The 17,312-nt window shown below is 68.0% G+C and carries 14 protein-coding genes and 2 pseudogenes; 9 read left to right on the top strand and 7 right to left on the bottom strand.

Annotated features, from left to right (window positions below; genetic code table 11):
• Positions 1-170 precede the first annotated feature (170 nt).
• Positions 171-758 carry a hypothetical protein gene (locus ACFWHU_RS35580; protein WP_385795528.1) on the top strand — a complete coding sequence of 196 codons (588 nt, stop codon included), beginning with the start codon at positions 171-173 and terminating at the stop codon, positions 756-758.
• Positions 759-1,125: 367 nt separating this feature from the next.
• Here ACFWHU_RS35580 and ACFWHU_RS35575 read toward each other — a convergent pair whose 3' ends face one another.
• Positions 1,126-1,752: an NADPH-dependent F420 reductase gene (locus ACFWHU_RS35575; RefSeq protein ID WP_387230221.1), complete on the bottom strand. Its 627-nt coding sequence runs from the start codon at positions 1,750-1,752 to the stop codon at positions 1,126-1,128.
• 23 nt (positions 1,753-1,775) lie between these two features.
• Positions 1,776-2,510, bottom strand: coding sequence for an SDR family NAD(P)-dependent oxidoreductase (locus tag ACFWHU_RS35570; RefSeq protein WP_387230219.1), 735 nt, complete (start codon positions 2,508-2,510; stop codon positions 1,776-1,778).
• Between the two features lie 144 nt (positions 2,511-2,654).
• Here ACFWHU_RS35570 and ACFWHU_RS35565 point away from each other — a divergent pair, with 144 nt between their 5' ends.
• Entirely contained in the window at positions 2,655-3,266 is a 612-nt protein-coding gene (locus ACFWHU_RS35565) for a TetR/AcrR family transcriptional regulator (RefSeq protein WP_385795521.1), read from the top strand.
• Positions 3,267-3,416: 150 nt separating this feature from the next.
• Here ACFWHU_RS35565 and ACFWHU_RS35560 read toward each other — a convergent pair whose 3' ends face one another.
• Together ACFWHU_RS35560 and ACFWHU_RS35555 are read right to left on the bottom strand one after the other, a co-directional pair.
• On the bottom strand, positions 3,417-4,463 hold the full coding sequence (locus tag ACFWHU_RS35560; protein ID WP_387230217.1) for a helix-turn-helix domain-containing protein: 1,047 nt from the start codon (positions 4,461-4,463) through the stop codon (positions 3,417-3,419).
• A gap of 14 nt (positions 4,464-4,477) precedes the next feature.
• Positions 4,478-4,735, bottom strand: coding sequence for a hypothetical protein (locus ACFWHU_RS35555; RefSeq protein WP_387230215.1), 258 nt, complete (start codon positions 4,733-4,735; stop codon positions 4,478-4,480).
• Between the two features lie 824 nt (positions 4,736-5,559).
• On the opposite strand from ACFWHU_RS35555, the gene ACFWHU_RS35550 reads away from it, so the two are divergent.
• The 3 genes from ACFWHU_RS35550 to ACFWHU_RS35540 all read left to right on the top strand — a co-directional run bounded on the left by ACFWHU_RS35550 (position 5,560) and on the right by ACFWHU_RS35540 (position 7,046).
• Positions 5,560-5,946: a hypothetical protein gene (locus ACFWHU_RS35550; RefSeq protein WP_387230213.1), complete on the top strand. Its 387-nt coding sequence runs from the start codon at positions 5,560-5,562 to the stop codon at positions 5,944-5,946.
• Positions 5,947-6,181: 235 nt separating this feature from the next.
• Complete coding sequence (locus tag ACFWHU_RS35545; RefSeq protein ID WP_387230211.1) at positions 6,182-6,346, top strand: hypothetical protein; 165 nt, start codon at positions 6,182-6,184, stop codon at positions 6,344-6,346.
• Positions 6,347-6,371: 25 nt separating this feature from the next.
• The gene (locus ACFWHU_RS35540; RefSeq protein ID WP_387230209.1) at positions 6,372-7,046 is read left to right on the top strand and encodes a formylglycine-generating enzyme family protein; all 675 of its coding nucleotides are present in this window, start codon (positions 6,372-6,374) and stop codon (positions 7,044-7,046) included.
• Positions 7,047-7,306: 260 nt separating this feature from the next.
• Here ACFWHU_RS35540 and ACFWHU_RS35535 read toward each other — a convergent pair whose 3' ends face one another.
• Positions 7,307-10,276, bottom strand: a complete 2,970-nt coding sequence (locus ACFWHU_RS35535; protein WP_385795509.1) for a family 16 glycoside hydrolase — start codon at positions 10,274-10,276, stop codon at positions 7,307-7,309.
• Positions 10,277-10,592: 316 nt separating this feature from the next.
• Positions 10,593-11,996, bottom strand: a complete 1,404-nt coding sequence (locus ACFWHU_RS35530; protein ID WP_387230207.1) for a choice-of-anchor Q domain-containing protein — start codon at positions 11,994-11,996, stop codon at positions 10,593-10,595.
• Positions 11,997-12,203: 207 nt separating this feature from the next.
• Here ACFWHU_RS35530 and ACFWHU_RS35525 point away from each other — a divergent pair, with 207 nt between their 5' ends.
• Positions 12,204-13,304 carry a GntR family transcriptional regulator gene (locus ACFWHU_RS35525; RefSeq protein WP_385795505.1) on the top strand — a complete coding sequence of 367 codons (1,101 nt, stop codon included), beginning with the start codon at positions 12,204-12,206 and terminating at the stop codon, positions 13,302-13,304.
• Between the two features lie 185 nt (positions 13,305-13,489).
• On the opposite strand, the pseudogene ACFWHU_RS35520 reads toward ACFWHU_RS35525, so the two are convergent.
• A pseudogene (locus tag ACFWHU_RS35520) lies at positions 13,490-14,433 on the bottom strand (SDR family oxidoreductase).
• A 272-nt stretch (positions 14,434-14,705) separates the two neighbouring features.
• Here ACFWHU_RS35520 and ACFWHU_RS35515 point away from each other — a divergent pair.
• The 3 genes and pseudogenes from ACFWHU_RS35515 to ACFWHU_RS35505 all read left to right on the top strand — a co-directional run bounded on the left by ACFWHU_RS35515 (position 14,706) and on the right by ACFWHU_RS35505 (position 16,969).
• Positions 14,706-15,561: pseudogene (locus ACFWHU_RS35515) on the top strand (helix-turn-helix transcriptional regulator).
• A gap of 140 nt (positions 15,562-15,701) precedes the next feature.
• The gene (locus ACFWHU_RS35510) at positions 15,702-16,442 is read left to right on the top strand and encodes an SDR family NAD(P)-dependent oxidoreductase (protein ID WP_385795497.1); all 741 of its coding nucleotides are present in this window, start codon (positions 15,702-15,704) and stop codon (positions 16,440-16,442) included.
• Positions 16,443-16,576: 134 nt separating this feature from the next.
• Positions 16,577-16,969, top strand: a complete 393-nt coding sequence (locus ACFWHU_RS35505) for an ester cyclase (RefSeq protein ID WP_387230205.1) — start codon at positions 16,577-16,579, stop codon at positions 16,967-16,969.
• Positions 16,970-17,312 lie beyond the last annotated feature (343 nt).

The raw sequence follows: 17,312 nt of genomic DNA, 5'->3' as shown, positions 1-17,312 counted from the left end.
CCCCCGAAAATGGCCATCGCGGCAACGTTCTTGACGCGGCGATCAGCTCTTCCCCTGTCACGGGAGCGTGCGGCCCAGGGCGAGGGCTATCGCGTCGGTGACGCCACCCGCCCCCCGTGGTGGCGGAGGGCGCCTACGGTGAGCTGCGGGGCTGCGGATAGCGTGCGGGCATGGCCATGACGGGGAAGCGACGGGTCCTGTACCGGCAGGGCAGCGGATTCTGGCGGATGACAGCGAAGTGGGTGCTGGTCTTCGGGGCCCTTTACCTGCTGGACGGCGGGCTGCTCCGGTCGTGGGGCGACGCGCTGGTCTGGCCGATGATCGGGATCCTCCTGTGGGTGCCGTTCGGGATCGGCGTCGTCTGGTACCCGAAGAAGGACCAGCGCGTCGAGCTGACGGCGCGTGAACTGCGGGTGCGGCGCAAGCGGCTGTCGATGGAGAAGGTGAACCTGCTGCACGTGGCGCGGCTGTGGCTGGAGGGGCGGTCAACCGCGGACGACCAGCCGGTGCTGGAATGGACACGGTTCGACCGGGTGGTGTGGGTGCCGCTGCGGGACGGCCGAGCGTTTGGCGTGGAGTTCCGCGACCCGGCCGCGTTCGCCAAGGTTTTCGGCGCCTTCGCGGTCGCGGCGTGCGGCGGGCCCGACATCGTCCGCGCGAGGGCCGCGGCGGAGGTCTACCCGGATCCGCTCCCGATGCGGCCCCGCCCCGCCGACGACGCAGGCTCCTGGCTGGACCTCCTGGACATCTTCAACTGACGGCCGGAAACGCCGGCAAGGGGCAGCGCTCCGTCCCCGCCGATGTGACTCGGACGGTGGAGCGGCCCGCGAGACGCAAATCAAAGGTGTAGCAGTTGCCGTCGCTGTCGGACACCCACTCCGCGTTGAGGCTGCGGTTGCTGCCGTTGTCGCGGCCGGGGAAAGCTGCGCCCGGCCTTCCCCGGACCCGACTCATTTGAAAGGGCAGGGCGAGGGAGACGACAGCAGCGGTCGCCCCGGAGGTCCGGCCGCGTAAGGGCGGATCGTCCGCGCGATCAACGGCAGGACACCGAGCCCGTCGAAGCCGCCCGCGTCGGAGGTGACACCTATGGGGATGGACGCGTCGCCGGGCAGGTCTTTGAGCGCCTCACTCGGCGGGAAGTTCGGCGATGCCGAGGGCGAAGTCCAAGTTACCCACCCCGTGGTTGGCGAGGCCCACCGTGACCACGCCCGCTCCTTCCAGCCAGTGCGCCATTTTCAGGCCGCCGACGTCCAGCGGGCGCAGCCCGAGGGTCTCGATGAACGCCTCCACACTTGCCTTGGCCTGCGCATTGTCGCCGGCGATGAAGACGTCGGGCCGACCCTTCTCCAGGACATGGCGGAAGACGGTGTTGAACGCCTTCACCACGTTGGCGCTTGCCGGGGCGACCTTGGCGACTTCCTGCGCGACCGAGGTCTCCTCGCGGTGGGCCAGCCCGTCGAACGTGGAGTTGAAGGGGTTGCTGATATCGACGATGACCTTGCCCGCGAGGGCGTCTCCGTACTGGGCGATGGCCGGCACGACGCCGTCGTACAGCAGGGCCACGATGACGATGTCCCCGGCCGGGGCGGTGCCCCATTCTCCCGTCGTGACCTCGCTGCCGAGAGCCTTGGCCAGGTCAGCGGCCTTGGACCGATCACGGCCCATCACCTCGACGGTGTTGCCGCCCGCTATCGCCCGCGCGCCGATGGTGCGGGCCATGTTCCCGGTGCCGATGATGCTGATGCTGCTCATGAGATGTCCTGTCCTGGTGGTGGTCAGATGGCCGTGGTGCCGCCGTCGGCGACGAGTTCCATGCCGTTGACGTAGCTGGAGTCGTCGGAGGCCAGGAAGAGGGCGGCGGTGGCGATTTCGTCGGGGCGGCCCATCTGGCCGCGGGGGATGAGGGACTCGAACTGGCGCTTGGTGGCCTCGTCGAAGAGTTCTTCCTGCTTGGCGGTGGCGACCTGGCCGGGTGTCAGGACATTGACGCGGATGCGGCGGTCCTTGAGCTCGTTGAGCCAGACGCGGGCCCATGCCTGCTGGACGGCCTTGCTGCCGGCGTAGACGCTCCAGCCGGGGAAGGCGCCGAGGGATGCGTTGGACCCGGTCATGAGGATGGAGCCACCGTCGTTGAAGAGCGGAAGGGCCTTCTGGACGGTGAACAGGGTGCCGCGGGCATTGAGGTAGAACGCGGCGTCGAAGTGGGCCTCGGTGATCTCGCCGAGCGGGGCGGGCGCACCCCCGCCGGCGCTGGCCCACAGCACGTCGAGGCTTCCCTTCTCCCGCTTGACGGTGTCGTACAGGCGGTCCAGGTCATCCAGGTCGGCGGCGTCGCCCTGGACGCCGGTGACGTTGCGGCCGATCTGCTCAACGGCCTCGTCCAGGGCGTCCCGACGACGGCCGGTGATGAAAACGTGCGCTCCCTCGTCGACGAACAGCTTCGCGCCTGCCAGCGCCATGCCGGTGGTGCCGCCGGTGATGACCGCGACCTTGCCGTCGAGCTTTCCCATAGTCGTTCCCTTGGATCGGTGGTGCCGTGCGCACCTGGGATGACAGTGTTATGTACACCGCCCTGTGTGCTTACGGTACGGGGCGGTCGGCTGGGACGCAAACTATGTACACCGGTCGTTACCTGACTGCGGTACGGTGGACCCATGACGGAGTTGGAGAAGGGCCCCACGGGCCGCCGCCGCGGCCGGGGCGCCCGCGAGCGCATCATCGGCGCGTCCCAGCAACTGTTCCGCGAGCAGGGCATCAACCGCACCGGCATGGACCAGCTTTGCGCGGCGGCCCAGGTGTCCAAGCGCACGGCCTACCAGCACTTCACCGGCAAGGACGAACTCGTCGCCGAGTACCTGCGCCGGTTCGACCCCTCCGTCCTGTCAGGCGTGTTCGACCGCACCGACCTCACGCCCCGCGAACGGCTCCTCGCCGCCTTCGACATCCCCACCACCACCCCCCTGTGCCCCTACATCGCCGCCGCCGTCGAACTTCACGACCCCCAGCACCCCGCATCCCAGTACGCGCGCGAATACAAGAAAGCGGTCGCCACACGGCTCGCCGACACCGCCCGCGAAGCCGGCGCCGCCGACCCTGAACAACTCGGCGAACAGCTCGCCCTGCTCATCGACGGCGCCGCGGCCCGCACCCGGGTCCTCAACGCCGACGCCTTCCCCACCGCCGCCGCCATCGCCGCCGTCCTCATCGACAACGCCATCCCCGCCACAGCCGGCGATGACCGACGACGGAAGGACGTGTCGAGTTGATGTGGCACAGCGTCGCCGAGCTGGGCGCGCGCTACTCCCTGCGCGCGAGTTGACGCGTCCTGGAGCGGGATCTTGAAGCCCTTGTGTCCGTGATCAGGACAGCGGCTGAGGGCGCCCTGCCGAGCCCGAGGGCTGGTTTCGCCACAGCGTTCAGAGGCGCCCCCGCAGACCCGATCGACCGGCTCCAGGCTTACCCCTCGCCGGTATGCGGAACGGCGAGCCCGCTGTCGAGAAAGTGAGCGCGGCCTGGTTCTGATCCATCCGCTCAGCCGGCTCTTTCCCGCAGCCGGAACATTCACGGAGCCCGTCCCGCGGATGAGCGGTCGAAGGATCGTCACAGACCGGGCACACCTTCGCCGGGGTTTCACGGACCGCCGGAGAAGACAGCGGGACGCGTCGTCCGGAACGTTGGCACCCGGGGCAGCCGACGCCTGTCTGCCAGGCGTCGGACAGCCGGATGCGGCAGAGCGTGTGACAGGTCTGGCAGCGGACGGTCCACGGCCGGGTGAGGCCACGGAACTTCTCCTCCGCGGTGAACCCCGCATCGTGCAGCATGGTGACGGCGACCTCCGGGCGGATCGGCCGGCGCGGAAGTTCCGGCTTGGTCCGCCGGGGCCGTTCGTCCTCGTGCTGACGCTGAGCGCGTCTCCACGCGCTGTGCCACATCGTGTGGTCACGCTCCGGAACCTGACAGGCGTTCAGAAATGCCTGGAGCTGCTGCGGACTCTTGGGAAGAGCGCTTCTGGTAAGGATGCGGTGCGCGGTGGAGCGGGAGAGAGTCCCGTGCAGTTTCACCTTCTCCTCGGCCCGCTTCTCCATGACCCGCAGGCTTGGTGCGCCCAGCTGCGAATGGACTTTCACCAACGCGTTGCCAAGGTCCGCACGGTTGCTCACGAGGTCCAGGCGTGGCGCGGCGACCACACTGGTCCTGTGGCCGCGTTCCGCGCGATGGGCCTTCTCCCACAGCTCGTGGACATCACCGCCGCCACGGCACACCTGGTCGTAGGTGACGGCCACGGACTTGGTGGGCAGGCGTTCGCCGCCGGCGGCGCGGGCCAGGGTGGCGATGCTGATCTCGCAGCGCACCTCCATCTGACCGTAGGTAAGTCCCGCTCGGGCTCGGGCGCGTCGCAGGTATACGGCGAGAGCACCGAGGGCGCTCTCAGGATGAGGGATTTCCTTCTCGGGGCGTCCCATGAGCGGTGCCCCGTTCAGTGACGTCCAGGAGCCGACAGGCCCTGGACGAGGGAGCGCAGCATGAATCCGGGGCCCCGGGCGGCCAACGCCGCGATCGAGGCTCCAACCGTGCCGGCACCGGCGAGCAGCAGCAGGGTGTCGGCCTCCGGTGTGCCCGCGGCGCTCAGGACGGCAGAGATCACGACGATCACGATGACGACTACGGCTTCCGCGCCGCCGAGCGTGCTCGGAACGGGCAGGACGCAGTGCGTCGTGGTAGGACGTGCCAGCACGATGTTCTCCAAGGTTCAGCACGGCGCGCGGACGCGCCGAGACGGTGCTCCAAATACGGCTCCTGCACCGGCAGTTGGCGCTGCCAGCAGCAGTGATGAGCATCGTGCCAGCCTGATTACCCGCCCGAGGCCCGTTGTCGTATGCCAGTCCCGGTGGATAATTAGTCGCGCGTGAGGCTGGGACAGCAATCGGAATACTGGGACAACCGTGGCCGATTGGGTGACCAGGAAGGACGCGCGGCCCGGGTGACGCGGTCAGTGCTCCTGTTACTCCTGGTTCCGACAGGGGGGTCGCGTTGTACCGCACACGTCTCACTTTGGTTGCCGTCGAATCGGCGGGCTGGCACGATCCGGGAGGCCGTTGCTCGATGCACGGCGTTCTCTGAGGCGGTCGGCTCCAACCACGCTTGAACAGGGACAATTTGCGTGCTTCGTGTTGGCGCACGAGCACGCGGCGGGCCGGGCCCCGGACAGGGGCCCGGCTTTTCGCTTCCCCGGCTCCTGCTGCACGGCAGGGGTCCGAGCGGGCCGCCCCCGACCGGGGGCGTGGTGGCGGCCGGCCGGTGCTGGCGGATCGGTAGCACCGGGTAAACCGGAGGGCTGGAGCAGGTGGCTTCGTCCATCCCTGGGGACAGCGTTTCGGATGGTGCGAGTTGCCGGGAAGCGGTAAGGGCCGCAGGGACTTGTGGGCTGTCAGGCCGCCCCGCATGATCGCGGCATGATGACCAAACGAAAGGCCCATGCCGCGTAGACGGCCCGGCGCGCTTCGCGCCGAAAGTCCGGTCCCGCCCGTCTGGAGCCCTCGGACCTATCGAATTCCCGGGTTGTGCGAGCGCACCTGCGCCGACATCCAGCGCACGGAGCGTGAGCACGGTGACTCCTGGGCCGGGCTGTGGGAAGGGGCGGTGGAAGCCGCGCTCAAGCACTACCGGGCGTTCCTGCGACAGCCCGGCCGCTACCTGGACCTGTACTTCCCAGCCTCGCCCCATCCGGAGTCCTCGCTCGTCGACGTGGCGAACGCCCGGGACATTCTGCAAGAAGCGCTGCGTTCACTTCCACAGCCGCCCCGCGCCGAACTCGGGCGACTGGTGGCGTGTCTGGACGCGGAACTCCGCCGCCGGACCTTGCCCGACCCGCACGCCTACCGGCGCCCGCGGTGGCATGGCGAATGGTGGCACCGACGCCTCTACGACGGTGAATTCCGGTGGTGAGGGGCCGCAGCCCGACCTCTCCTTGCCTGAACTCTGATGAAGCAGGGAGAAAATCGACCAGACTTCTCGCGAAATCCCGTGCCTCGCCATGGCATGAGGGGAGCCGTACGGACTGAAGAGATTGTGACGTCCGTCATGGCCCGTACGGCTCTTTCACATCCCATCTGCACTGGCATCCCGAGGAAACAGCTCGGTTCGCTCCTCGCCGAGTTGGCTGTCCCGTGGATGGCGCGGCATGGGAACAGGCCGCAAGCAGCCGTCTTCAGAACGGATTTACGTCGCGCACGCCAACGCCGAGCCCAAACAGTGGCGGACCCTTCAGCGGTACATCGGACATCGCGAGCACTACGACGACACGCATCTGGCGATCGCCGGCCTCGTCTCCGCCGTGGCGGACTGACAAGTCTCGGTAGGATCTCCTGATCATGGATGTGGTCGCGGGAAACGAGATGGTCGTCATCCCGCCGGGGCAGGTAACTCTGTCGGACCGGCGGACGCAGCGCAGTTGGCCGGTCGAGGTCGCGCCGTACCAGCTCGCGGCATTCCCGGTCACCCAGGCGTTGTATGCGCAGGTAACCGGCCAGCGGCCGAGCACCGCCCATGGGGACCAGTTGCCCGTTGAGTGCGTTTCCTGGTGGGACGCGGTGCGGTTCTGCAACTCCCTGTCCCTGCGCGACGGGTTCACGCCCGCTTACCACCTCCTCCCTGCCGACAGCGAAGGCATCGAGTGGGACGCATCCGCCGACGGGTATCGGCTGCCGACCGAAGCCGAGTGGCAGCACGCCTGCCGGGCGGGCACGACCGGCCCACGGTACGGGCCGCTCGACGAGATCGCCTGGCACCGGGGCAACTCGCACGAGCGCATCCACGCCGTGGGCGAAAAGCGCCCCAACCCGTGGGGTCTCTACGACATGCTCGGCAACGTCTGGGACTGGTGCTGGGACGTCTACGACGCCGAGGTCTACGGCACCTACCGAGTACTCCGCGGCGGAGGCTGGTTCGATGAGCACTGGAGTTGCCGCGCCTCTGCGCGGCGCCGCAGTCACCCGACCTTCCAAGTCGACGACGTAGGGTTCCGCATCGCGCGCTCCACTGTGTGACGACCGGTTCCCGCGCGTCGTCGAACGTGACGTCCGCCGCCTCCGGGTGGCGCCAGGACTCGGTATCGATGGGTCCAGCCCCGGAGATTCACGGCCTGGCGACCGGTGTTGGTGACGTCGACCCACTCCGCGTCGAGGCTGCGGTTGCTGCCGTTGTCGCGGCCGGGGCAACCACCGCCGGATCAAGGTACAGGCCAACGCTGGTGGCGGAGCCGTCGCCATGTATCGGAACGGGTCCGCCACCAGCCGTGGCGAGGGGGTCAGAGCCGTTCGATCCAGATGTTGCGGAACCTCGGGTTGTCGCCGGGGTCTCCGTGGTCCTGCAACCGGATGTGGCCCGGTGCCGGGCCCTCGGGCCGGCCCGCACCTGTGGTGCCGGCGATGCTGACGTTCTTGTGCACCAACTTGCCGTTCCAGCGGAGGGTCACGCGGGCGTTCTCCACCTTGTCGCCGTCGCTGTTGAAGCGAGCCGCCCGGAACTCGATGTCGTAGCTCTGCCAAGTGCGGGGCGCGGTCGCCGCGTTGACGTCCGGCGCCTTCTGCCGGTAGATCGCGCCCGCATCGTCGATGCGGGGCGTGGCGACCCCGAAGGACTCCAGTACCTGCATTTCGTAGCGTTCCTGGATGTAGACCCCACTGTTGCCCCGGGCCTGTCCGGTCACCTCCGGGGGGTAGTCCGGCTGGTACCACTCGGCGTGCATCCGGAAGTCGCCGAACTTCTCCTTCGTACGAATGTCTCCGCCGAGCGACTCCACCGAGCCGCCCGCCACCGGCCACTTCGCCGGACCACCGGCGGCCGACTCCCAGGCGTCGAGGTTCGCCCCGTCGAACAGGCTGACGCGCTTCGTCGGAGTGACGGTCAGATTGTCGAGGTTCACATGGCCGACGTCCTCGGACTCGTAGACGTAGGCGATGGTGTTCGCGCCCTTCCGCAACGGCACCGACTCGACGTGGGTCGCCCATGTGTTCCAGGTGCGTGTGCTGTCGAGCCAGATCTGCTTCCAGCGCTCGCCGTTGACATACACGCTCATCGACCGGGGAACGGGCTCCGGGTCCGAGTTCATCCCGCTGGCGTACCGCAGGGCGAGGTCGTGGCGGCCGGCCTTGTCGGCTCGGACGGCGAAGGTGGTGCGGGCACCCGGTTCCCAGTTGCGGTCGATGAACCCCGCGCCGGAGTAGCCGGAGTGGTTGTCGTTGAACCCGGTCCCGCCGTCCAGCGAGGCGGACTCCGCCTCGTACACCGGCGGCGGCTTGGAGCCGTCGGCCAGTGTGTTGAGGCTGTACCACGCCTCGGTGCTCCACAGTTCGGCACCGGACTCAGCGGCGAAGGGGCGCGGGGACTGTACGTGCACCACCCGGCCGGGCCGCAGGCCGTCCATCTTCAGCGTCACGGTCTTCCGGTCCTTGGACAGTGTCGCCGAGGTGACGTCGAGGGTCTCCTCGTCGACCTTCGGGCCGCCGTACCTCGGGGTCGCCACGTACCGCCACTGCTCGGCGGTGTACTTCGCCGCCAGGTCCTTCGCGGTCTCCTCGGACAGCGGCTGGGTGTACTCGATCGTGAAGCCGCCGTCGACCGCGCGCATGGCACGCATGTCGAACGCGTCGTCGCCGGTGAGCGAGAGCTTCTGCAGGCCGTGCTTGAGCTTGCCCTGCTGGCCCCAGTTGCCCGAGTCGCCGATGCCGCCGGCGTAGATCGCCCCGTCCGGGCCGAGGCTGATCCGGCTGACGCCGGCCTCCAGACCCTGCGTCATACGGAAGACCGCGCCCTGGTACTCGCCGCCGATCTTCTCCAGGTACGCCCGCTGCAGGCCGCCGTAGGTCACGTCACCGAACACCATCTGGCCGGCGAAAGGGCCCTTGGGCAGTACGAGGGGATTACTCGGCGAGTTGGAGATCTCACCGTGCGGCAGCCAGAGCACCGGCTCGGTCACCGGCTGGCTGTCGTACACGCCGTCGGGGTTCGTGTGGTGGTTGTAGAAGGCGCCCTGCTTGATGCGCACCAGCTTCGATGTCGGCAGGTAGGCGCCCTGGTTGTCGGTGACGAAGATGTCGCCCTCCGGACCCCAGCCGAGGCCGTTCGGTGTACGCAGCCCTCCGGCCACGTAGGACACCTTGCCGGTGGCCTTGTTGATCTTGAGAGTGCTGCCGCGGTTGGGCACGAGCTGCGGGTCCCTGGTCGCGCCACCGGGAACCATGGCGATGCCCGTGCTGACGTAGAAGTGCCCCTTCTCGTACAGCAGGCCGAACGCGAACTCGTGGTAGTTGCCGCCGAACGGCCAGGTCGCGATCTTGCGGTACTCGTCGGTGACCTCGTCACCGTCCTTGTCGATCAGCGCGGTCAGGCCGTCCTTCTCGGACACGTACAGGGTGCCGTCGACGTACTTGAGGCCCATCGGCTCCAACAGGTCCTTGGCGACCAGCTTCTTGGTCACCTTCGACGGGTCGGTGGCGCCTGTGACGTTGTCCAGCAGGTACACCTCGCCGAGTTCGCTCTCCCTGCTGCCGCCCCACGTGCTGATCGCCATGCGGCCGTCCGGCAGCCAGTCCATGCCGGTGACCTGCGGCTCGAAGCCGTCGGGACGCAGGTTCGTCAGCGTGTAGTCGGGGTGCACGCCGGCCAGCGGCAGACCGTCGCCGGGAGACTCGTCGACGCCCTCGCACGCCTTGCGTCCCGGCGAGGTGACTCGGGTGACGTCGGCGTCGGTGCTCAGCGCCGAGGTGGGCACGCGGGAGAACCCGGCCGCACCCGGCGGCTGCCACTCCAGCAGGAGGCGCTGGGTGAAGGCGCCGTCCCAGTGGTCGATGCGCAGCGGGTGATGACCCTCGGTCAGCTCGACCGAGCCGTCCTTCGGCTGAGGGCCGTGCTTGCCACCGTTGTCGATGATCTGCGTGCCATCGATGATCAACCGGGATCCGTCGTCGCTGGTGATACGGAAGTTGTGCTTGCCGGGTGTCTGGATGTCGAGGTAGCCGGTGACCTCGGTGACGAAATTCTCCCCCAGCCCGAAGTCTTCCGGAGTGGTCCAGTCGATCGTCGGCTTCAGCTTGTCGATGTTGGGCGTCTGGCCGGGCTTGAGCGTGCAGAAGTCTTCGAGAGGCACCTGCACGTCGAACACCCGCATGGTCACGCCCGGTTCCTGGGGTGGTATGTCGGGGGGTTCCGCGGCGGCCTGGCCCGGGACGAGCGGCACCAGGAACAGTGCTGAGAAGAGTGCGACGAACGGCCGCATGGGCCTTCCTCCTTGAGGGCCGAGGCAGCCGGCGGTCCAGTGGCTGACGGGCTGCCGTTCTCAGTGAAGGTGAGCCTCCACCGAAAAGGCAACGGGTGGGAAAGCGCTTTCTGACAACGATGGAAAAATCGATGCCGTCCGGCTGCCCCGGCTCGGCCGGTTGCACACCAGAAAGCCGAAAAATAGTTACAATAACGGCAGTTGGTAGCAAGCCTTCGGGATGTCGGGGGTAGGAAGCGCTATCACTCGCCGTGCCGGCGGACGCGGGCGGTCACCGCGTCTGCCGGCTTTCTCACGCCACCGTCGCGTGGTGCGGTCAGTACTCGTAGGCCCCCACGTCGAAGGAGGCCGAGCGCGGCTTCCGGTCGGCGTCGAGGGTGGGCGCGTCCCTGTTCGTTCCGGTGCCGATGGCGGGAGAACCCTGCTTCAGATGCAGATCGCCGCCCGGGTGGTCGACGAAGTACGTCGAAAAGGCGGTGCCCACCGTGATGTTGTTGGAGTGCTGGGTGTTGATCGCCGCGCCCGTGTTGAAGGTGCGTGCCAGGTTGTTGCGGACGATGTTGCCGCTCGACGGCGTTCCGTCCTTCTGATTGGTGAGCCGGATCTCACTGTCCGTGGCCGGGGAGCGCGGGACGACGGTGTTGTTGACGATCTTGCTGTTGTTCATGCCGTAGAGGCCGATCGCGAGGCCGACTTCCACCTGGACGACGTTGTTCTCGATGGTCCAGTTCCGGTAGGGACCGTCGAAGACGCCTATGCCCTGGATCGTGTACTTGCCGTTGTACTGGAAGGGGATCTTGCCGTAACGGGTGCCCTTGCGGCTGGTGAAGACGTTCCCGCGCAGGACGACGTCGCTGACCGGGGTGAAGCCGCCGTCGCCGCGGAAGCTCTGGAACATGTCGCGGTGCGGCGGGTCGTTCTCCGTGCCGGGCGGTACGACCGCGTAGCTGTTGACCGCGGAGTTGTACTCCAGCAGGCAGCCGCTGATCTTGCAGCGGTAGGCGTCCTCCCAGAAGTGGTCGACGCTGTTTCCCCTGACCACGGCGCCGGTGGCGCCCGCGCCGGCCTGCGAGGTGCGTTCGAGCATCACACCGTTGCGCACGTTGCGGATCCGGTTGTTGAGCACCTGGTTGTTGGCTCCGACGACCAGGACGGCCGTACCACTGCGGGCGACCCAGTCGTTGTTGTACCAGGTGTCGGCCGACGCGTCGCCGGCCGCGCGGACCTGCGAGTTCTGGAGGATGTCGTGGGTGGCGCCGGCGTCGAACTGCACGAGGTTGCCCGTGGTGTGGCTGCCGTCGGCCTCCTGGGGCGAGATGAGCACCCCGTCGACGGTCCAGCGCGTCGCGCCCGACGCGAACCTCAGCGTCTTCATCCTCGGTGTCGCGCCGGGAGCGGCCTTGATCGTCCGTACGCCTGACGCGATGCCCCCGGTGACGACGGGGCTCCCGTGGTTGCCGTTCCGCAGCTGGATGACATCACCCGCGGCGAAGGTCTTCCCCGTGGCGAAAACCTCCTGAAGCGTTCGCCACGGCCGGTCCGCCGTGCCGGGGTTGGCCGACGAACCGGTGGCCGGGTCCACGTAGTAGACGGTGGCGGCGGCGGACGGGGGTCCCGCCGCGAAGGCCGATTGGTTGACCTGGAGCCCCAGGACCGACAGGGCGCAGGCAAGAACGAGAGCACGCTTGCTCGTTCTGCCTCTGGACACGGTGATGGCCACGACGAGACCTCAGCTTCTTGTGTGTGGGGGACAGCGCCGGCTCCTGCTGTATCTCGTGAGGAGTTTGGGTCAAGTCATGCCATGCGTCAACAGATTCATTGGAATGAATAGGGAGTTGACGGACCGTCAGTAGCGAGGGGGCCCGGCGGATGGGGAGCGTACGATCGTCACCTCTGGGCAGCGCCCGTACACACCAAAGGGGGTGGGATGAGTCCGTCGCACGCTCCCGTCGGCACCGCCGCACCGCGCGGCCACAAGACCCGCCATCTGGCCGACGACCTGCGCCAGGCCATCGCGGAACTCCGCTGGCCCGCGGGGAAGCTTCCGACCGAGCAACAGTTGGCCCGCGATCAGGGAGTGAGCGTCAACACCGTACGGCGGGCGGTCGATCTGCTGGTTCAGGAGGGTCTGGTCTACCGGCGGCAAGGATCCGGGACCTATATCTCGGCCTCTCCGGCGGTGGGGACCGGGTACGCGGTAGGCGTCGTCATGCCCTCACTGACGTATTACTACCCGCGTGTCATCGCGGGTATCGAGCGCGAACTCTCCGGCCACGGCTGCCGGATGCTCCTGCGGTGCACCGAGTGGGACACCGAGCTGGAGCGCAGGGCCGTCGAGGAGCTGACCCGATCGGGATCGGACGGGCTGATCGTGGTGCCCACTCTCGACGAGGACGGCCCCGGCTCCTGGTTCAGAGAGGCGGAGGAGTCCGCCGTGCCCATGGTGCTCGTCGAGCGGGGGACGGAACTCCCGGCGACATCGGTGGAGTTCGTCTGCTCCCACCACGCCGCCGGAGCACGCGCGGCTGTCGAGCACCTGCTGCGCCTCGGCCACACGCGGATCGGCTACGCGGAGAGGATCAGTCCCCACACGGCGCCGCAGGTCCGGTCGGGCCTGACCGTCGGGCTGGAGCGCGCCGGTCTCGACCCGGCTCCCGTGGTCGCCACCTCGTTGCGCCGCTGGACGGGACAGGACGCGGACCGCTTCCTCGATCAGCTGCTGCGGCAGCACGGGACGGCCGCGCTCTGCTTCGCCGACCGTGAGGCGTCATTGCTGGTCAGCGCTGCGCGGCGACGCGGATTGCGCGTTCCGGAGGATCTCTCCGTCATCGGATACGACAACGAGGTCGCCGACCTGTGCGAAGTGCCGCTGACCGCCGTGGCCCCGGCGAAGGCGGACATCGGCCGACGGGCCGCGGAACTCATCAGAGCCCGAATCGCCCACCCCGACGCGCCGAGACGCCAGGAAACACTCGTACCCGAGCTTGTCGTACGCGACTCCACCGGCCCGGCGCCCCGGCACCGCTGAATACGTCGGCACTCCCCCGAGTCCGTGGCCGCCGACCAGTCCGCGAACGCGTGCTCGATCCCCAGCCGGGTGACGTCAGCCGCGTGAGCTTCCAGGTCGAGCGGGAGCAGGCGATGTCGTCACCGCCCTGGCCGTCCAGCCGTGCCTGTCGATGAGCGTGTCGGCGATCGCGGCGGGGGCGTGCGTCAGGCATTGGGGAACGACACCTGTGTCAGCTCTTCGGAGACCCGCCAGATGCGCTGGGCGTCCTCGGTGCTGCGAAGGCGGGAGTAGAGCTTCTGTTCGTCAGGAGGTCCGCCGAGATGACCGAGTCCGCTCGGTCCGTAGAGTCGGGCGCCCCGGGCATCGGCAGCCGTCGCGGCATGGAGGGCCGGCAGCTTCGCGGTCTCGACGGTCCCGAGAAGGATGCCCCGGGCGGACAGTGCGCTGATGAGCTTCCTGCCCCCGGTCTCTTTGTCGCGGCCGACCTCGGGGCGCGCCGCGAGCAGGTTCGTCGGCGCGACCCCGGGGTGGGAGAGGTTGCTGGTGATGCCCCAGCCGCCGGCCTGACTGCGATGGTCGAGCTCGAGGCCGAAGAGCCCGAACGCGATCTTCGACTGGCTGTACGCCTTCATTCCGTCGTAGGAGCGTTCCCAGTTCAGGTCCTGCCAGTTGATGGAGTTCCGGTTCGCCGCGACGCTGATCTGCGAGGTCACGCTTGCGTGGCCGTCGCGCAGCAGTGGCAGCAGCTGGGCCGTCAGCGCGAAGTGGCCGAGGTGGTTGGTGGCGAACTGAAGCTCGAACCCGTCGGCGGTCGTCTGCCGGTCGGGCGGGGTCATGACGCCGGCGTTGTTGATGAGGATGTGGATCGGGCTCCCCTGCCCTCGCAGGGTCTCGCCGAGGGCTGCGACGGAGGCGAGCGAGGACAGGTCGAGGGCGTGAAGCGACACGTTCGCGTCGGGGGCCGTCCGGCGGATCGCGGTGATCGCGGCTTGGCCTTGCGTGGATTTCGCACGGGCAGGAGCACTTCGGCCCCGGCCGCGGCGAGCCTGGTGGCGAGGCCGAGCCCGATGCCGTCGCTTGCTCCGGTGACGACGGCGCGCTTACCGGACAGGTCGGGGACGGTGATGTCGATGGGCGTGCGTGGCATGTGTTCACTCCTGGAAGCTGTGTCGTTGCTTCCACCGTCGTGGAGGACGGCGGCGTTATACAGGGCCGGTCGATCCACTGATACGGAAGGACCACACTTCGGCCGGAGCCGTATCTGGGGGCGCGGGAGCGCGCGTAGCGATCACTCGAAGGATCACCGGAGGGCCGTGGCCTGCTTGTCGCAGCGACATGCTCGAGACGGGGGGATCAGCAGGCCGTGGATACGCGGATGCCCGGACGGTAGTAATGATGCTGCGCCGAAGGAGGGCACGCATGATGATCGACCGGACCGGACTGGCGGAGTTCCTCCGGCATCGCCGGGAGTCGCTGCAACCCGAAGACGTCGGCCTCCCGCGCGGCCAACGCCGCAGGACAAGCGGGTTACGGCGGGAGGAAGTGGCGTCCCTCTGCCACATGTCGACCGACTACTACGCGCGGCTCGAGCGGGAGCGCGGACCCCAGCCATCGGAGCAGATGATCGCCTCCATCGCGCAAGGACTCCACCTGTCCCTCGATGAGCGTGACCACCTGTTCCGGCTCGCCGGCCACAACCCGCCCGCCCGGGGGACGATCAGCGAGCACATCAGTCCCGGCCTGCTCCGCATCTTCGACCGCCTGCACGACACACCCGCGGAGATCGTCACCGAGCTCGGCGAGACGCTGCGGCAGACCGAGCTGGGCATCGCGCTCACCGGCGACCTGACCACCCACAGCGGCCCGGCTCGCAGCATCGGCTACCGCTGGTTCACCGACCCCGCCACCCGGCAGCTCTACGCTCCCGACGACCATCCGTTCCTCACCCGTATGTTCGCCTCGGGTCTGCGCGGGGTGGTCACGCTGCGAGGACCGGGTTCCCGGGGCCGCGCACCTCGCCGACCTGCTTCTCGCGCGAAGCGAAGGGTTCCGGGAGGTTTGGAACGACCACGAGGTCGGCATTCGCCCCCACGAGGTGAAGCACTTCGTCCACCCCGAGCTAGGCGCGATGGAGTTGACCTGCCAGACACTCCTCGACCCGGTCCAGACGCACTTCCTGCTCGTCTACACCGCCATTCCCGGCAGCGAGAGCCACGAAAAGCTGCAACTGCTGTCCGTCATAGGGACGCAGGCGCTCCGTGGCCCGGCCGGCTGAGACATCCCCACGATCACGGGGGAGAACCTTCCGTCGTGTCTCCATGCACTCGCTCGCACTTCTTTTGTACTGATCGATACTGAAGGTGCTACAGTCCCATTCAGTATCGATCGGTACTTATATTTGCGGAGGTCATGCTCATGGGGCAGCTTGAGGGTAGGACCGCAGTCGTCACCGGCGGCAGCACCGGGATCGGTCTGGCGACTGCGAAGCGACTTGCGGCCGAGGGCGCGCACGTGTTCATCACCGGCCGGCGCGAACCCGAGCTGGAGAAGGCCGTCGCCGCCATCGGCAACGCCACCGCGGTCTCCGGTGACGTCAGCGTCGCGGCCGATGTGGATCGCCTGTACGAGCGCGTGCGGGAGCACGGACGGGGCCTGGACGTGCTGTTCGCCAACGCGGGCATCAACCACATCGCGGCGTTGGCCGAACTCACCGAAGACATCCACGACTCGGTCTTCGACATCAACGTCAAGGGCACCTTCCTCACTGTGCAGAAGGCCCTCCCGCTGCTCAACGACGGCGCCTCGGTGATCCTCACCTCATCCACCGCCGCCGAAGGAGGCGCGGCGGGCATGAGCGCCTACGGAGCATCGAAGGCTGCCGTGCGGGCTTACGCCCGCGCCTGGGCCGACGAGCTCGGCACTCGGGGTGTCCGGGTCAACGCGATCTCGCCCGGCCCGGTGAACACCCCGATGTGGGACGCCGCCTTCGGCGATCGCGCCAAGGAGATGAAGGAGACCGTCGCGGCCGGCCTGCCCGCCGGGCGAGTCGCCGACCCGGACGAGATCGCCGCCGCCGTGACCTTCCTCGCCTCGTCGGACAGCAGCTTCATCTACGGCGCGAATCTCTACGTCGACGGCGGAATGAACCAGATCTGACCGGACCGCCGGGTGGCACACGGGAAAGCGGACAACCAGGGAAGGGTGCCGCCGCGCTCACCTCCGTACCGGCTGGATCGTAAAAGAGCATCGCCATTCGAATACACCCCGATCCGGGGCACTGAGAGGCAACCATGTCTGACGCCGAACTCCGCAACTTCTTCCAGCGCTACATCGACGCGCTCAATGCTCATGAGTTTCACCGCATGACCGAATTCATCCACGACGAACTCATCATGAACGGCCACCCGGTCACGCGGGACGACGTCATCGCCGAGCTGGAGGGGCACGGCGACGCGGTGCCGGACTTCACCTGGCGGGTCCAGGACCTCGCCGTCGACGGTGATCGAGTGGCGGCCCGTCTGTTCAACAAGGGCACGCCCGCGAAGGAGTGGTTCGGCGTGTCCCCAACCGGCGCCACGGTCGAGTATGCCGAGTACGCCTTCCACAAGGTTCGTGACGGGCGCTTCTACGAGATGAACTATCTGATCGACGCCCAGGCAGTGCAGCGACAACTGGTCGCCTGACCTGCCTCTGACGGCCCGTCCGGGTCATCTGCGCGGAGCGCTCGCTCAACCTTCGCTGCGACAGGTCACGTCCGATGCCGGCGTGGACCGCAGAAGTCCTCCATCCGCGCCAGCCGGACGCAGTGCTGTCGCGTCACCAGGTCCACCGGAGACGGCCGCGCGCCTCGGTGGCCGGCCGGGGTGCTCTTTCTGGTCCTCGCCCGCTGGCACGGCCTCCGGCAATCACATTGCTCTTTTGTAGTTTTATGTGATTTAAGGTGGTTTTGTAGCGGGGTGAACACACTGTTCTCGTGATGTGGTGGCTGAACGGAGAGACGGGGTTGAGCGGACAGGGACCGGTGAC

It is taken from the genome of Streptomyces sp. NPDC060366 (assembly GCF_042725135.1).
Taxonomy (GTDB): Bacteria; Actinomycetota; Actinomycetes; order Streptomycetales; family Streptomycetaceae; genus Streptomyces.
Note: the sequence above shows the minus strand (reverse complement) of the source record. Positions and strands in the feature narration are given on the sequence as shown.

Coding starts and splice junctions, on each gene's coding strand:
- ACFWHU_RS35535 (WP_385795509.1), bottom strand. CDS start 10,276: ATGCGGCCGTTCGTCGCACTCTTCTCAGCACTGTTCCTGGTGCCGCTC.
- ACFWHU_RS35580 (WP_385795528.1), top strand. CDS start 171: ATGGCCATGACGGGGAAGCGACGGGTCCTGTACCGGCAGGGCAGCGGA.
- ACFWHU_RS35540 (WP_387230209.1), top strand. CDS start 6,372: ATGGATGTGGTCGCGGGAAACGAGATGGTCGTCATCCCGCCGGGGCAG.
- ACFWHU_RS35560 (WP_387230217.1), bottom strand. CDS start 4,463: ATGGGACGCCCCGAGAAGGAAATCCCTCATCCTGAGAGCGCCCTCGGT.
- ACFWHU_RS35525 (WP_385795505.1), top strand. CDS start 12,204: ATGAGTCCGTCGCACGCTCCCGTCGGCACCGCCGCACCGCGCGGCCAC.
- ACFWHU_RS35505 (WP_387230205.1), top strand. CDS start 16,577: ATGTCTGACGCCGAACTCCGCAACTTCTTCCAGCGCTACATCGACGCG.
- ACFWHU_RS35565 (WP_385795521.1), top strand. CDS start 2,655: ATGACGGAGTTGGAGAAGGGCCCCACGGGCCGCCGCCGCGGCCGGGGC.
- ACFWHU_RS35545 (WP_387230211.1), top strand. CDS start 6,182: ATGGGAACAGGCCGCAAGCAGCCGTCTTCAGAACGGATTTACGTCGCG.
- ACFWHU_RS35575 (WP_387230221.1), bottom strand. CDS start 1,752: ATGAGCAGCATCAGCATCATCGGCACCGGGAACATGGCCCGCACCATC.
- ACFWHU_RS35570 (WP_387230219.1), bottom strand. CDS start 2,510: ATGGGAAAGCTCGACGGCAAGGTCGCGGTCATCACCGGCGGCACCACC.
- ACFWHU_RS35510 (WP_385795497.1), top strand. CDS start 15,702: ATGGGGCAGCTTGAGGGTAGGACCGCAGTCGTCACCGGCGGCAGCACC.